The 15,164-nt window shown below is 36.3% G+C and carries 17 protein-coding genes; 5 read left to right on the top strand and 12 right to left on the bottom strand.

The genetic code is table 11. From position 1 onward, the window contains the following. Positions 1–9: 9 nt before the first annotated feature. Together D2K40_RS09660 and D2K40_RS09655 are read right to left on the bottom strand one after the other, a co-directional pair. Positions 10–834 (bottom strand): DUF368 domain-containing protein, encoded by an 825-nt coding sequence (locus tag D2K40_RS09660; RefSeq protein WP_117155421.1) that lies wholly within the window; start codon positions 832–834, stop codon positions 10–12. 97 nt (positions 835–931) lie between these two features. Then, a complete protein-coding gene (locus D2K40_RS09655) occupies positions 932–2,104 on the bottom strand; it encodes a CapA family protein (protein WP_117155419.1) in 1,173 nt (390 codons plus the stop codon). A gap of 395 nt (positions 2,105–2,499) precedes the next feature. Here D2K40_RS09655 and D2K40_RS09650 point away from each other — a divergent pair, with 395 nt between their 5' ends. From D2K40_RS09650 to D2K40_RS09640, 3 genes are all read left to right on the top strand, one after another. Next, the gene (locus tag D2K40_RS09650) at positions 2,500–3,054 is read left to right on the top strand and encodes an HD domain-containing protein (protein WP_117155416.1); all 555 of its coding nucleotides are present in this window, start codon (positions 2,500–2,502) and stop codon (positions 3,052–3,054) included. A gap of 73 nt (positions 3,055–3,127) precedes the next feature. Beyond that, on the top strand, positions 3,128–3,907 hold the full coding sequence (locus D2K40_RS09645) for an enoyl-ACP reductase FabI (protein ID WP_117155414.1): 780 nt from the start codon (positions 3,128–3,130) through the stop codon (positions 3,905–3,907). 97 nt (positions 3,908–4,004) lie between these two features. Continuing rightward, a complete protein-coding gene (locus tag D2K40_RS09640; protein ID WP_117155412.1) occupies positions 4,005–4,157 on the top strand; it encodes a YfhE family protein in 153 nt (50 codons plus the stop codon). 173 nt (positions 4,158–4,330) lie between these two features. Here D2K40_RS09640 and D2K40_RS09635 read toward each other — a convergent pair whose 3' ends face one another. From D2K40_RS09635 to D2K40_RS09615, 5 genes are all read right to left on the bottom strand, one after another. Then, complete coding sequence (locus tag D2K40_RS09635) at positions 4,331–5,140, bottom strand: ZIP family metal transporter (protein ID WP_117155410.1); 810 nt, start codon at positions 5,138–5,140, stop codon at positions 4,331–4,333. A 132-nt stretch (positions 5,141–5,272) separates the two neighbouring features. Next, entirely contained in the window at positions 5,273–5,557 is a 285-nt protein-coding gene (locus D2K40_RS09630; protein WP_117155408.1) for a YkvA family protein, read from the bottom strand. A 501-nt stretch (positions 5,558–6,058) separates the two neighbouring features. Then, positions 6,059–7,885 (bottom strand): translational GTPase TypA, encoded by a 1,827-nt coding sequence (gene typA, locus D2K40_RS09625; RefSeq protein WP_117155406.1) that lies wholly within the window; start codon positions 7,883–7,885, stop codon positions 6,059–6,061. Between the two features lie 87 nt (positions 7,886–7,972). Then, positions 7,973–9,298, bottom strand: a complete 1,326-nt coding sequence (locus D2K40_RS16860; RefSeq protein WP_117155404.1) for a sensor histidine kinase — start codon at positions 9,296–9,298, stop codon at positions 7,973–7,975. Next, the gene (locus tag D2K40_RS09615) at positions 9,295–9,990 is read right to left on the bottom strand and encodes a response regulator transcription factor (protein WP_117155402.1); all 696 of its coding nucleotides are present in this window, start codon (positions 9,988–9,990) and stop codon (positions 9,295–9,297) included. The genes D2K40_RS16860 and D2K40_RS09615 overlap by 4 nt, the downstream gene beginning before the upstream one ends. Positions 9,991–10,169: 179 nt before the next feature. Between D2K40_RS09615 and D2K40_RS09610 the strand changes: the two genes are divergently transcribed. Further along, positions 10,170–11,531, top strand: coding sequence for a S1C family serine protease (locus tag D2K40_RS09610; RefSeq protein ID WP_229666699.1), 1,362 nt, complete (start codon positions 10,170–10,172; stop codon positions 11,529–11,531). Positions 11,532–11,738: 207 nt separating this feature from the next. Here the strand turns inward: D2K40_RS09610 and D2K40_RS09605 are convergent, their stop codons facing one another. The 4 genes from D2K40_RS09605 to D2K40_RS09590 form a co-directional block, all read right to left on the bottom strand. Then, entirely contained in the window at positions 11,739–11,948 is a 210-nt protein-coding gene (locus D2K40_RS09605; RefSeq protein WP_117155400.1) for a zinc ribbon domain-containing protein, read from the bottom strand. A 102-nt stretch (positions 11,949–12,050) separates the two neighbouring features. Next, complete coding sequence (locus D2K40_RS09600; protein ID WP_117155398.1) at positions 12,051–12,740, bottom strand: TraR/DksA C4-type zinc finger protein; 690 nt, start codon at positions 12,738–12,740, stop codon at positions 12,051–12,053. A gap of 71 nt (positions 12,741–12,811) precedes the next feature. After that, positions 12,812–13,270, bottom strand: coding sequence for a GNAT family N-acetyltransferase (locus D2K40_RS09595; protein WP_117155396.1), 459 nt, complete (start codon positions 13,268–13,270; stop codon positions 12,812–12,814). A 14-nt stretch (positions 13,271–13,284) separates the two neighbouring features. Beyond that, the gene (locus D2K40_RS09590; protein WP_117155394.1) at positions 13,285–13,731 is read right to left on the bottom strand and encodes a GNAT family N-acetyltransferase; all 447 of its coding nucleotides are present in this window, start codon (positions 13,729–13,731) and stop codon (positions 13,285–13,287) included. Positions 13,732–13,817: 86 nt separating this feature from the next. Between D2K40_RS09590 and D2K40_RS09585 the strand changes: the two genes are divergently transcribed. Continuing rightward, complete coding sequence (locus D2K40_RS09585; protein ID WP_117155392.1) at positions 13,818–14,681, top strand: NAD(P)-dependent oxidoreductase; 864 nt, start codon at positions 13,818–13,820, stop codon at positions 14,679–14,681. Between the two features lie 131 nt (positions 14,682–14,812). On the opposite strand, the gene D2K40_RS09580 is transcribed toward D2K40_RS09585, so the two are convergent. Continuing rightward, positions 14,813–15,109: a hypothetical protein gene (locus D2K40_RS09580; RefSeq protein ID WP_117155390.1), complete on the bottom strand. Its 297-nt coding sequence runs from the start codon at positions 15,107–15,109 to the stop codon at positions 14,813–14,815. Between the last annotated feature and the right edge of the window lie 55 nt (positions 15,110–15,164).

Raw genomic sequence — 15,164 nt, 5'->3', positions numbered from 1 at the left:
GCACAAAAATTATGCTCGTACATCTTTATATTCAACCCGACCTAACAAAAAGGCAACAAACAAACCTAATGCGAATGTCATAATACTTGTAATTACACCACTAGTAGATGTTGGCCACCCAGGAAAGATAACAAAGATCGATCCAGTAACTAAACCAATAATAACCGCAAACGTGGCTGTTGTATAATTCTCCAAAAAATAATGAATTACTTTACTCATTACTAAAATCCCCATAGCAATCCCAAGTCCAACAACAGCTATTATATCAAGTTTAAGTTCACTAATTGCATTAATAACCGTTCCATACACACCAATAATAAGCAGTAAAAAGGAACCACTGATACCAGGTAAGATCATAGCAGCACTAGCAATAAAACCTGCTAAAAATAAAAATCCATAAGTAGCTAATGTTATGTCTGTTATTGGGGCTGTTGTATCTGAGCGAAAAAACAACATAGATGCCACAAGTGCTATCCCAACAAATAACAAGAAGAAATGATTCACTTTAAATTTATACTTCGCTTCTGACTTATGTAACAAATAAGGTAGAACACCTATTATTAGCCCTAAAAAAGTGAATTGTGTTGGACCAGGATAGTGTTCAAATAAATATTCAATCACACCCGCTAACAAGAATACAGCAGTTAAAATACCAATTCCAAGAGGGATCAAAAAACCTAGATTTTTTTTCCATTCTTTGCTGAAAAATCCATTGACCGCTTCGATTAATTGATCATATATACCAAGAACAACAGCAATTGTTCCTCCACTAACACCCGGAACAACATCACTAGCACCCATCATCATGCCACGATAAATATTTTTCCACTCCATGTACGCTTCCCCTTTTCAGAAAAAATTCATGATACTTTTAGTATTATAGCAAAACACGGACTTAATTAATATAAGGGTTATTATGACTTATTGGATATTATTCCGATTCGATAAACTCAACTTCAGGCATCCATTGTGACATGTGTTTTTTAATTTCTTGATAGTGTCTATCGGCAGCAGGTAAAACTGTTTCATCTAATTGATACATTGGAATAACTTGAAAATCATTTCTCGGAATATTTTCGTCATAGTCAACGAAGGTTGGTAGAAATCTTGGTGTTACTATCTGAATCTTTTCTTCATCACGTGTTACTTTCTTTTCAATCGTAACTTCTACCATCCCACCTATTCTTCGATAAAATTCGTCTTGACCAGATAAAAAATTTCCCAGGGAATATACAACAAACGTTTTATTTCCCCCTTTACCTTCAATCCATTCCATTGGTTGCAACACATGAGGGTGGTGTCCCATGATAATATCGACCCCTAAATCTGCAACATATTGCACCAATTCTTTCTGATCATCATTTGGCATTCGCTGATATTCTGCACCAAAATGTAGATTCATGACAGTGATATCAGAAATTTCTTCAGCAGCCTTCACATCAGCAGCAATTTCTTCATGATTAATTAAGTTAACGAGATAATCTTTTCCGGCTGGTACAGGTATACCATTTGTCCCATACGTATAACCCAAGAAAGAAACATCGATTCCTGCTTCAGTTTCCATTACACGGATTCTTTCGCTATCCTTTTGATCACGATAAGCACCAGTATAAAGCATACCGATTTGATCCCAATGATTTAACGCATTTTGAATTGCTTTTTCACCAACATCAAGTGTATGATTGTTTGCTAAAGTTACAATGTCAACACCTGCTTTATCCAATGCATCTCCCACTTGATACGGGCTGTTAAACCTTGGATAAGTAGATAAACCGACCTCTTCTCCACCAATCATCGTCTCTTGATTGGCCATTGCAATCGTTGGTTCGGATAAATAAGGAGCTACTTGTTCAAGCATTGGCGAGAAGTCAAAACCAGCCTCCGTTTTAGCATCATTATAAACAATCCCATGAATTAACATGTCACCAATTGCAGCAAGTTTAATGGAAGTGATTTTAGGCTTAGTTTCAAAATACTCTTTTTCTATAGTTATTTGTCTTTCCTGCTTTTTATGATCTTCTGCATACTGGGTATTTTCTGTATTAGAACATGCACCAAGTAAAAACAGTATGCCAATCATTACTATTAAAATAAATCTATTCATTTTCACACACCCCTTATATATTTCTATTTTATAGACAATAGTTGTCAATCTCTACCCAACTTATTCCCTAGTTAGTCATTACTAAAGGCTCTTTTCCTAAATATTGTTGCTTTAAAATATTCGGACTTGATATAAAAAGCGCAATAATTAAATCCGATAAAATCAGCAATAATTCGGCGAAATCACAGATAATCCGGCGAACGTCGAATTATTCCGGCGTTCGCTGAATTATCCATCAATTTGCATGTTTTCTTAATGCGGAGTTTATATAAATTGTGCCATAAACAACAATCTTTTAGCAAAAAGTATTACTAAAAATGATAATTTTAGATATCTTCATACTTCATTTTGTTTTCTAAATAGAATACACGTATAATTAAACTAGAGGTGATCGTATGACGGATAAAAAAATAATGGATGCCATCACATATGCAGCCAAAAAGCATGATGGACAAAAAAGAAAAGCAGATGGAACACCTTATATTATACACCCATATCGGGTTGCAATGCGATTGAAAGCTGCCGGGCTTCAGGACCACGTCGTTATAGCGGGGCTATTACACGATGTTGTTGAGGATACCGATTGTACATTAGACGAAATCTCAACTCTATTTGGCCACAAAGTTGCTGAACTAGTTGGAATTGCCTCCGAACCAGACAAATCTGCCGCTTGGGAAGAGCGAAAAAAACATACAATTGAGACAGTAAAATCAGCCCCTATAGAGGCAAAATTAGTCGTCTGTGCAGATAAAATTGATAACTTACAATCTATCTTAGACAATGAAAGTACACTCGGAAAAGAAATGTGGCAATCATTCAAACGTGGAAGGGAAAGTCAACAATGGTACTATCAAAATATTTATCAAAGTCTGGTTTATGACATCGATGTAGAAGAGTATCATGAACTGTTCACTGAACTAAAATCGTTACTTGATCAGTTCTTACGGTAATGTAAGATATTTTTAAACTCGAATAATTGAGAGGCACTACACGTGAATATAAGACAAGGGGACAGTGTATAGTATGAATGACATTTTACAACTTAAGGATAAAACAATCGTAATTATGGGAATAGCAAATGAACGAAGTTTGGCGTGGGGTGTTGCGAAAGTGTTGAATGATGCAGGAGCAAAGCTAATCTTCACTTATCGAAAGGAACGCTCATTAAGCAAATTAACAGATCTTTTAACAAAACATGAAATCACTGCCACACTTGTTGTAGCTTGTGATGTTACCAAGGATGACAGTATTAAAACCGCATTTAACTCCATCGGTGAAAAAGTTGGTAAGATTAATGGAATTGTACACGCTATCGCCTTTGCTCATGGCGAGGATTTACATGGTGATTTTATTGATACATCAAGAGATGGTTATGCCTTTGCCCAAGACACTAGTGCTTATTCTTTGATTGCAATTTCTCGAGAAGCAAGACCATACTTATCTAATGGAGCGGCAATTGTTACGATGAGTGCATTAGGTGCTGAACGGGTGCTAGATGGATATAAAGTAATGGGAGTCGCAAAGGCTGCACTTGAATCGACATGTAAGCACCTTGCATTAGATTTAGGGCATTCGAACATTCGCATCAATGCAGTTTCAGCAGGACCAATTCGTACACTTGCAGCAAAAGGTATACCAAGTTTCCAACGTATGCTCCAAGAAGCAAAAGAGAAAGCGCCATTAAAACGTAACGTAACACAAGAAGAGGTAGCTAATATGACAATGATGTTATTGAGTCCTATATCAAGTGGTGTAACTGGAGAAGTACTTCATGTTGATGGCGGATATAATATCATGGGATAATGAATTCTATTTCTTATGTTTAAAGCTAAACATCCACGGGTAAATTACTTTTAAAGCCATAGAATGTTAATTTATTTTTTGAAAGGATGTATACAAAATGGCAAGAAAACAACAATATCAACCTACAAAAAAGGCTGGGATGGAACTATCTTCAGCTCAAGAGGTAAGATACAATAACGAATTTAAACAAGCAGATATTGCTGGTGGATATCGCAAGCAAAAATTAAATGAAATGCGTCGCGAGCAATAAACGTCAGGGTTATTAGCAAAATAATTAGTCAGTATATAGAAAGACTGTCGTAAAATATTACGACAGTCTTTTTTATATGGCGAAAATAGTAAACAACCAACGTTCAAATTCTCTCTTTTATTATTTTGTCATTTTACATCCTAAAGCTATAATGAAAATAATTATATAAACCCCTATCCTAAGGCTACATCTAAAATCATCATAACTACAAATCCAATCATTAAACTCATGGTTGCCAGTTGGACATGCCCTCTTTCCTGAGACCCAGGGATTACTTCTTTAGCTACTACAAAGATCATTGCACCGGCAGCAAAGCTAAGCGCATACGGTAAGAGCGGTTCAATAAAAATAACAGCTACTGCACCTATTACAGCTGATATTGGCTCAACCATACCAGAAATTTGTCCATAGAAAAAGCTTTTTCTTTTCGACATCCCCTCACGTCGCAACGGAATCGACACAGCAGTACCTTCAGGAATATTTTGAATACCTATACCAATCGCTAATGCTATTGCACCTGAAAGAGAACTTGTTGGAAAATCTGCTGCTAGTACTCCAAAGGCTACACCAATTGCTAAACCTTCCGGAATATTATGCAATGTTATTGAAAAAACCAACATTGCCGTTCTATGTTTTGCCTTACGATCTTTAATTTCTTTAAAATATAAGTCCTCATTTATCATTGGCAGGAATTTATCAACCATCATTAGAAATATGCCACCTAATAAAAAGCCAATGGTTGCTGGAATATATGGTGGTACACCTTGCTCTTCTGCCATCGCAATACCAGGTGCTAACAATGACCAGAAACTAGCTGCAATCATTACACCACCAGCAAACGCTAGCATACTGTCAAATAATTTTGGATTAGCTTTCTTTGTTGAAAACACGAATGATGAACCAAACGCTGTACATCCCCAAGTAAAAAGAGTAGCAAGCAGAGCTAATAAAATAGGGTTCATATCTAATAACCAATCTGTCACGTCACGTTCTCTCCTTTGCAAGAAAAAATCTTGTTGTGTATTTGCTCAACAATAAATTTTTGCGTTAGGGCAAAAAAATAACCTTACGCCAATAGTCTATGTGCAAAGGCTTATTTTTGTCAATGTTTTATATCACAAATCACTCTTTGTTAAATTATATTTTTCCTTTAATTCTTCTGGTGCTAATCGCACAATCTGTTGTAAGACTAAGCTTGCAATCATAACATCGTCTACCACACCTATGAGCATTAAAAAATCAGGGATCAGATCAAATGGAAATACAGCGTATAAAACAATAAGGCCTATAGCCATTACTTTTGTAGTACCCTTTACTTTTTTCGATAAAAAATATTCTTTTAGAAATGGGATCGACTTTCTAAACTGAAATAAAAATTTAAACCGTCTCCAAAATCGCATTACATATCAGCTCCTTTTTATATAAATGTTATTCCCCATAATTCAATCTAAAAACGAGCACCTAAACAAGCTCGCCCTGACTTTCTTAGATTTCTAAAAGATTGTTGTTTATGACACAATTTATATAAATTGCGCATTAAATTTCGAACCCGCTACGTCAGAAAATAGATTCGCTTTCCGCGGGCTCAGTCTCAGCTAACAATCAGTACTTTTTTTGTACTAAAATGGTTTTGTGATGCAATATCAAAAACTTTTCACACTATCTAGCGGATCAAATGAAATTGGCGACACTCCTGCAGGAACAGCGCGAGCTGAAGATCCACTAGGAAGTGTTCTTTGCTTCCTAGTTAGCTGAAGCCGTGCCTGCGGAAAGGGAGCCAATTTCATTTGAGGAGCGGAGCGTGCGCATTTTATATCAAGTACGAAGCAGCGACCTTTATAATAAACTTTTCAAAAAAGCCAGTGAAGATATAATCCTCACTGGCTTCTTTTAAAGTCTATTTAAACTGTTTTTCTTTTTGATGCTTTTTCTCGTTCGTTTTTATTTAAAATTTTCTTACGCAAACGAATCGATTCTGGTGTTACTTCACAATACTCGTCATCATTCAAGTATTCGATTGCTTCTTCTAGCGTTAACGTTCTTGTTTTTCTAATTGTAGAAGTTTGATCCTTATTAGCTGAACGGACGTTAGTAAGATGTTTTTCTTTTGTGATATTAACCGTTAAGTCATTCTCACGGTTATGTTCACCAACAATCATTCCACCATAAACTTCAGTACCTGGATCAACAAAGATAGTACCTCTGTCCTCAAGACCCATAATACCATAAGTTGATGCTTTACCATTTTCTAACGCTACTAGGACACCGCGTTGTCTTCCGCCTACTTGACCTGGAACAAGTGGTGCATAAGAGTCAAACGTGTGATTAATAATTCCATAACCTCTTGTTTGCGTCATGAATTCAGTTGAATACCCAATTAATCCACGAGAAGGAACTTTAAATTCCATTCTTACTTGACCGTTTCCTTGGTTAACCATATCAATCATTTCACCTTTACGAGCACCTAACGACTCCATAACAGCTCCTGTATGGTCTTCAGGTACGTCTACTTGCACGTGCTCAAGTGGCTCACATTGTACACCATCAATTTCTTTGATAATAACTTGTGGTTTCGACAATTGTAGTTCAAAACCTTCACGTCGCATATTCTCAATTAAAATTGACAAGTGAAGTTCACCACGCCCAGAAACAATCCATGCATCTGGAGAACCCGTTGGATCTACACGTAAACTTACGTCAGTTTCTAACTGTGTTAGTAAACGTTCTTCAATTTTTCTAGAAGTAATATACTTACCTTCTTTACCAGCAAATGGACTATTGTTTACTACAAAAGTCATCTGTAAGGTTGGTTCATCAATGCGCAAAATTGGCAATGCTTCTTGATGATCTGTTGGACAAACAGTTTCACCAACGTTGATATCTTCCATTCCTGACAATGCAATAATATCTCCAGCTTTTGCTTCTTGAATTTCAATCCTTTTAAGGCCAATGAAACCAAACAGTTTTGTTACACGGAAGTTCTTGACTGTTCCATCTTTTTTCATCAATGAAACTTGTTGCCCAACTTTAATAGACCCACGGAAAATACGCCCAATTCCAACACGTCCGAGATAATCATTATAATCAAGTAATGTTATTTGGAATTGTAATGGATCTTCTGAATTATCAGAAGGCGCAGGAATATTTTCAAGAATAGTTGTAAATACGGCATCCATTGATTCTTCTTGTTCTTCCGGCTCTTCACCTGATGTACCATTTAATGCAGATGCATATACGACTGGAAATTCCAATTGATCATCGTCAGCACCTAATTCAATAAATAGATCTAAAACCTCATCAATCACTTGACCTGGACGAGCATTAGGTCGATCGATTTTATTTAATACAACAACAGGCGTTAGTTTTTGTTCTAGTGCTTTCTTTAAAACAAAGCGTGTTTGAGGCATACAACCTTCATATGCATCAACAACAAGCAACACACCGTCTACCATGCGCATAATACGCTCTACTTCACCACCAAAATCGGCGTGCCCAGGTGTATCTAAGATATTTATGTGCGTATCTTTATAATTGATTGCTGTATTTTTTGCCAATATAGTAATTCCACGTTCTTTTTCTATATCATTTGAATCCATTGCACGATCATCTACATGCTCATTTTCACGAAATGTGCCTGAGTAACGTAACAATTGGTCAACTAATGTTGTTTTACCATGGTCAACGTGGGCAATAATTGCAATGTTTCGAATATCTTCTCTTACTTGCATCCCTTACATCTCCTCTTTAAAAAACGTTCATTTTCGACTATAACCAATCAATTGTATCACAAATCAGCAATAAAAGTACAACTTTTTTTAAAGATGGAGTTTTATAGTAAATTTAGCACCACCTAAATCAGATTGACCTACTGTGATCGTTCCTTTAGAACGCTCTACAATCGCACGAGATATGGCTAGACCAAGACCTGTTTCGCCTCCATCTCCTTTAATAAACCGCTGGAACAATTGTGGCATAAGCTCTTCTGTAATACCGTCTCCATCATCTTCTATTGTAATTTGTATGTGCTCTACTGTATGCGTCACCTTAATAGAAACACAAGAATGTGCGTGCCTGATACCATTGGTAACAATATTCATCATTGCTCGCAATAATTTTTCTCGATCTGCATAAATCGTTGCATCTGTTTTTAGTTCATGTTGTAACAAAACTTTCTTTTCGTTTGCAAGTGGTAGAGCACGGTCTACTGTTAATGTAATCAATTCACTAACTTTTATGAGTTCCTTCTTATAGATGTCCTCTTCACTGTCCAATTTAGCTAACAATATCATTTCATTAATGATTTTCTTTAAGCGGGCTACTTCATCAACCATTACTTCTAAGCCACGTTCAGATTCCTTATCTGCGAAGATGCCATCCCGAATCCCTTCAGCATATCCCTGAATTGTCATTAATGGCGTTTTTAATTCATGGCTTGCATTCTGAAAAAATTGACGTTGCGACTGGATATAGCGCTGCAATTCTGACGCCATATCGGTAACGCTTTGCTCCACTTCTTTTATTTCCCCAGTTGCCTTAACCCTTTCAACATCATCAAATTGCCGTTTTTCGATCTTCTTTAGTTGATGTCTCAATTTGGTTAGTGGGGTTACGAGTCGATTTGTTAAGAAATGACTTAATAAAACAATTATTACAATACCAATTAAGAAAATAATGAGTATGCGATAAAAGAAGTTGCTTTGCACTTCTTGCAGATCATGCAATGGTGTCACTAAAACCAATTCGCGATTCAGTAATTCAGGATAAATTGATAATATAGACACAACATACCGCTCATCTCCCGCTTTCCATAATGGCTGTTCTTCACTTGTTAAATCGTAATTTTCCAGCCAGTAATCAATTAAATCGATCGGAAGTGTTGATGTGCGTAAAAGTGTCTGTTCTTGATCACGATCATAAATGAACAATTGTAAATCTTCTTCCCCTAACCATTGTGATAAACTTTGCACATTAGCCTCACTTAGCAAAAAACGAACCAGAATTTCTCCCTTTTCTTGTAATTGATCCTGTTCGTCTTGAATTAAAACATCTAAAACAAGCGAATATATCATAACGGAAACTACGGACATAATAATTACAAGCAATGTTGTAAATGCAATAGTTAATTGTGTTTGTAACTTCATTCTAATTCCTCTTCATTACGTAAACGATAACCAAAGCCCCAGACCGTCTCAACTGGTAAACCATCTATCTTTTTTCTTAGGCGCTTAATTAAATCATCAACCGCTCGATCGCTTCCAAAATAATCTTCTCCCCAGATAAGTGCCAACAATTCTTCCCTTGCAAATGCACGATTTTGGTTACGTATCAAAATATGTAACATATCAAATTCCTTTGCAGTAACTTCTACTTCTTGACCTTTCCAAAATACACGTCGATCTTGTGCGTCAAGTCTAAGGTCACCTACTTGAAAAAAGTCTTTCTGCTCGGAATCATGATCTACATGTGTAGCATCCACGCGCTTAAACAAGCGCTTTACTCGTGCAACAAGCTCTCTAGGACTAAATGGCTTTGTTAAGTAATCATCACTACCTAATTCCAAACCAAGTATCTTATCTACTTCCTCATCCTTAGCAGAGATAATGATGATAGGGACTTCACTTTCTTGTCTAATTTTTTTGCATAATTCGTACCCATCCATACCTGGTAACATTATATCTAATATCCACATATCCGGCGTTTCTGCACGTGACAATTGCCATGCTTGTTCTGCATTATCTATGGTCGATACGTGATAACCTTCTTTTTTTAGATAAGCAGCTACAATGTCCCGAATATTTGTATCATCTTCCACAATAAAAATATGATGTTTCATATTTTTATGCCTCCTTTACTTACCAACATTTTCGCATATTCCTGCAGTAAATGCACACAACTTGTATTTACATACTTTTACCACAATTATACCGAAAACTTGCCAATTCTGCTCGTTAGAATAAAAAATGTAAACGTAAGAGTTATACGAAAATAATCTTAAAAAAGGTGTGATATAGCATGACAAACTATGAAGATCAAAACAATAAAGAAGTTACTGAAGAATCAAATCTTCAAGAGAGTCAAAATAATGCCCATGAGGCAGATAACATTGAAACACATGAAGAAAGTGTAAACGAGCAAGAGGAAATTAAAAATCAGATGCAGCCTATTTCTAGTCATCAAAATCAGGCCGCACAAAAGCCGCAAAGTAAATTTGCATTATTTCTAAGCAGCTTATTTGGCGGGATAACCGTAGCAGTAATTGGTTTTATCCTATTACTTTCAGGAGTCATTCCTGCAAATGCAGATGAAACACCAAATTCTACAGAGAATAATATAGCAAGTACAGAGGAAAACACAGAAAATACAGCAATTCCAATCTCTACCTCTGATGACGCTATCTCGTCGAATACTTTAAGTAATGTTTCAGATACGGTAGTTGGGGTTACAAACATTCAAGCAACTGATTTGTGGTCACAATCAGACCAAGCTGGAACTGGATCTGGTGTTATTTATAAGAAAGAAGACGGAAAAGCTTATATCGTAACAAATCACCATGTTGTAGAAGGTGCATCAGAATTAGAGATTATCTTATCAAACGGTGATACGTTAAATGCAGAATTATTAGGTTCTGATGAACTAACAGATTTAGCAGTCCTTACAGTCGATGGAAGCACTATCGATACAGTTGCAACATTGGGTTCTTCTTCAGATCTTATTGTAGGTGAAACTGCTATGGCAATTGGAAATCCATTGGGAACTAAGTTTGCCGGTTCAGTTACAAAAGGGATTATTAGTGGGTTAGAAAGAGCAGTTGAAGTTGACCTTAACTCTGATGGTCAACCTGATTGGACAACAGAAGTTATTCAAACGGATGCAGCAATTAACCCTGGTAACAGTGGTGGGGCATTAATTGATAGTAATGGTCAATTAATCGGCATTAATTCAATGAAAATCGCCTCAGCCCAAGTAGAAGGTATTGGTTTCGCAATCCCAATTGATGAAGCAAAACCGGTTATGGAACAATTAGAAACAAACGGTAGAGTTTCTCGTCCATTTGTTGGAATTAGTGCGATTGCATTGTCAACCGTGCCAGATAGACATATAGAACAGACTTTAAAACTTGAAGACGGAGTATCAGATGGTGTTGTAATTGCAGAAGTACAACCAGGTTCTGCTGCAGATCAAGCCGGACTTCAACGTTATGATGTTATTACAGAAATCAATGGTACTACAATCCCATCAATGATGGCCTTAAAAGAATATCTCTATACTGAAACAGAAATCGGCGATCAAATTAACATTACCTATTATCGAGAAGGTGTACAACAAGAAACATTATTAACATTAACAGCACAACAACAAGACCTTACTAGATAATAGTAAAAATTAAACGCTTTTACTGAACAAAAACACCACCAAGATTGGTGGTGTTTTTGTATTGGCTACTTCTCTCAATTGCACTGTTTGATCGAATAATCATGTTTTTTGATTGAATTAACACTTTTATTGATCGAATTACCGGGATTTTTAATCGAATAATTGATTTTTTTGAGCGAATACTGCTAATTAATCTTTGTATTCACCTTATCCACCAAAAAAGAAGTCAAAGATATTACTTCCTGTTGAAGCTTGCTTATTATAGAACTCTGAATAACCACAATTATTACAATAGACAACAATAAATTGGTTATTTTGTACATCAAACATTTTCGAAAGACCTGTTCCAGTCATAGCTACCTCTTTTTTTCCGGCATCTGTACTTCCACACTTGATACATCCTTGGTTATTGTTCATACTTTATTCCTCCTTTTGTTCTTATGTATATACGAGGGAACGCCCCTTAATGTTTCATCATAGGAAAAACCGCAAGCCCAGACTGGACTTACGGTTCATCAACTAGTCATACATGATCGAGTCTACGTCATTTTCATCCAGATATGATTCGTAAGCCTCGTGCTTTTCGTTAACACCTATAAATTTCCCCTTTATATCACTTAAAGCAAAGCCTTCAATTTCTTCTACACTACTAACCAATTCATCAGAATCAAAAAACATGTCTTGGTAAGTTTTTTCAGTATCATAAAAGTCTGACGGGGTTTCTGATGAACCATACTTACTTACACGTTGCCACGAATCCTCTGAATCAAAAACAGTGGACTCTCCTTCACTGTTTCGAATCAAATCAGAATCTAAAATATCCTCTTCTACAGGACGGTTATCCGGAACATGGTCTTCTGCATGAGTCACACAACGCAGGGAAGTCGGCATTGCCTCTAGTCTTTCGAAATCAATATCTTTTTGACATACCTCACATTTTCCGTACTGCCCCTGTTCTATTGCGTTTAAAGCTTTTTCAATATCTTTTAACGCTTGCTCTGTGTGCTCATTCAGCGCAATGTCTTTTTCTCTTTCAAAAAGTTCTGTTGCTGTATCTCCCGGATGATTATCGTAATTTGATAACTCACCTACAGATTCCTGCACCTGAGCATAATTGTTTCCAAAATGATCTTCTAAATGCTCTTCTATTTCTGCCTTTTGTTCTAACAATTGTTCTTTACATGAAGCGATTTGTTGCTGCGTTACCATTTCAACGCCTCCTGTTATTTCAAGTTTTTTGAGGCATCTTTAGTATAACCGCTACAGTAAACTTCAATCGATTAATTACTGGAAATCAGTTTGTCTAAAAGCATATCAACGTGCGGAATCCCGTCTTCTAGGTATTCTTCTGTTACTTCCTTAAAACCGAAGGATCGATAAAAATCGCGCAAATATACTTGTGCATGTAATTTAATTTTCGTTTCATTCCACTGGTTCGTTATTGTTGCAATTGCTTGCTTCAGAATTTCTCTTCCATAGCCATCTTGACGGAATTTTTTCTGTACAAGAATTCGCCCAATTGATGCTTCTGGATATAAAACATCTTTTGGAATCAAACGAGCATACGCAATAATTTCATTGTCTTCTTCTAAAAATAAATGCATAGAAAGTTGATCAACATCATCTATCTCACGGTATGGACAGTTTTGTTCCACAACAAATACATCTACTCTTGCTTGCAAAATTTTATAAACTTGTGAAGCGGTTAGGTCATCAAATGCTTTTAAATTCCAATTCATTTACTTCATTCCTTTTAGTTTGAGTGGTAGAGCATATCAATATGCCAAAGACCGTAATCTATGTATTCTTCTGTAATTTCTTTAAATCCGAACGTTTTGTAGAACTCCTTCAAGTATGCTTCCCCTTGTATTTTAATTACTTTCTCATTCATTTCTTCAGTCATAATTTGCATTCCTCGACTGATCAGTTCTTTCCCATATCCTTTACCTCTGTATTCCTTTTTCACTACTACACGTCCTAAAGAAGCCTCTTTATAAAAATGACCGCTTGGAATTAATCGTATATAAGCAATAATTGTATCATCGTTTAACAAAAATAAATGTGTTGATGGCTGATCAAAATCATCTAAATCCTGATAATTACACTTCTGTTCAACAACAAATACTTCATTTCTTAGCTTTGCAATTTCGTACAACTCTGTTTTTGTTAAATTCTTAAATGACTTTTGTATCCACTCCAAATTAAGTGACTCCTCTCTGGCTGTATAACTATCCTCTCATGATGTGCTAAAATAATCATAACAAATTTTGAGGGAGAGTGTGTACTTTGAAGAAAAAGGTCGGCTTTGTAGGTACTGGTGTGATGGGAAAAAGCATGGCAGGTAATTTAATGGAAGCAGGATACGATGTTCATGTATACACACGCACAAAAGAAAAGGCATTAGCACTATTAGAAAAAGGTGCAAAATGGCAAGAAAGTGTTTCTAAGCTAGCTAGTGCAGTTGACGTTGTGATTACCATTGTAGGTTATCCAAGTGATGTTGAAGAAGTTTATTTTGGTAAAGATGGCATAATTGAAAACGCAAAAACAGGAAGTTACTTGATCGACATGACTACTTCGAGTCCATTTCTAGCAGAAACGATTGCAACTCGTTCCGCTGAAAAAGGGTTATTTGCATTAGATGCTCCAGTATCTGGTGGAGATATTGGCGCTAAAAACGGAACCCTCGCAATAATGGTCGGTGGTGAGGAGAGTGCATTTGAAGCAATCTCACCTATTTTAGAAATAATGGGGGAAAATATTGTGCACCAAGGACCAGCCGGGGCTGGACAACATACAAAAATGTGTAATCAAATCACAATTGCCACAAACATGATTGGTGTGTGCGAAGCTATTACATATGCGCAAAAAGCAGGTTTAGATCCTTCACGAGTTCTGGAAAGCATAACAACAGGTGCAGCAGGGAGCTGGTCATTGTCAAACCTCGCACCACGAATGATAGCTGGCAATTATGCGCCAGGTTTTTATGTAAAACACTTTATTAAAGATATGAGAATTGCATTAGAAGCATCGAAAGAAATGGATATGCTCACACCAGGGCTAGAATTATCTCTCTCGCTATACCAGCAGCTTGCTGAACAAGGTGAAGAAGATAGCGGAACACAAGCCCTTATCAAGTTGTTTGATTAGAGATTGATTATTGCGGTGTTTGCTGAATTAATGTGGCATTTGCCGAATTATTTGCGATTTCGCCGAATTATCTCCGTGTTCGCCGGAAAATCCACATTTTCGCCGAATAACTAATCACAGCGATTGCCAATTTAGTCCATCTTCTCAACATACTGTGCAACAATAAACGCAAGATCATCATTTCCATATGCCTGTAATGCATCTAACAATAGATAGTGATCTATTTCATCTGCTTCTTTTTTTGAAACAGTTAATTCCATTACTTCTTCAAGTACTTTATTTTCATCTTGATTTGGATAGGCTTCTTTATACAATACTTTTGGCTCCAAATTATTATTTATGCACCACTGCGCAAATAAAAGAATCATTCCTTTTTCTTGGGCTTGATAATTTTCGATAATATACTTTTCATACTCTTTTGAATCCATAAAAATCCCCTTTTCATAGAAAAAAGGTGTATCTCAGGCGAGATACACCTTTTTA

The organism is Paraliobacillus quinghaiensis (assembly GCF_003426025.1).
In the GTDB taxonomy this organism is placed as follows: Bacteria; Bacillota; Bacilli; order Bacillales; family Amphibacillaceae; genus Paraliobacillus_A; species Paraliobacillus_A quinghaiensis.
This window is presented reverse-complemented; position numbering and strand designations above follow the sequence as displayed.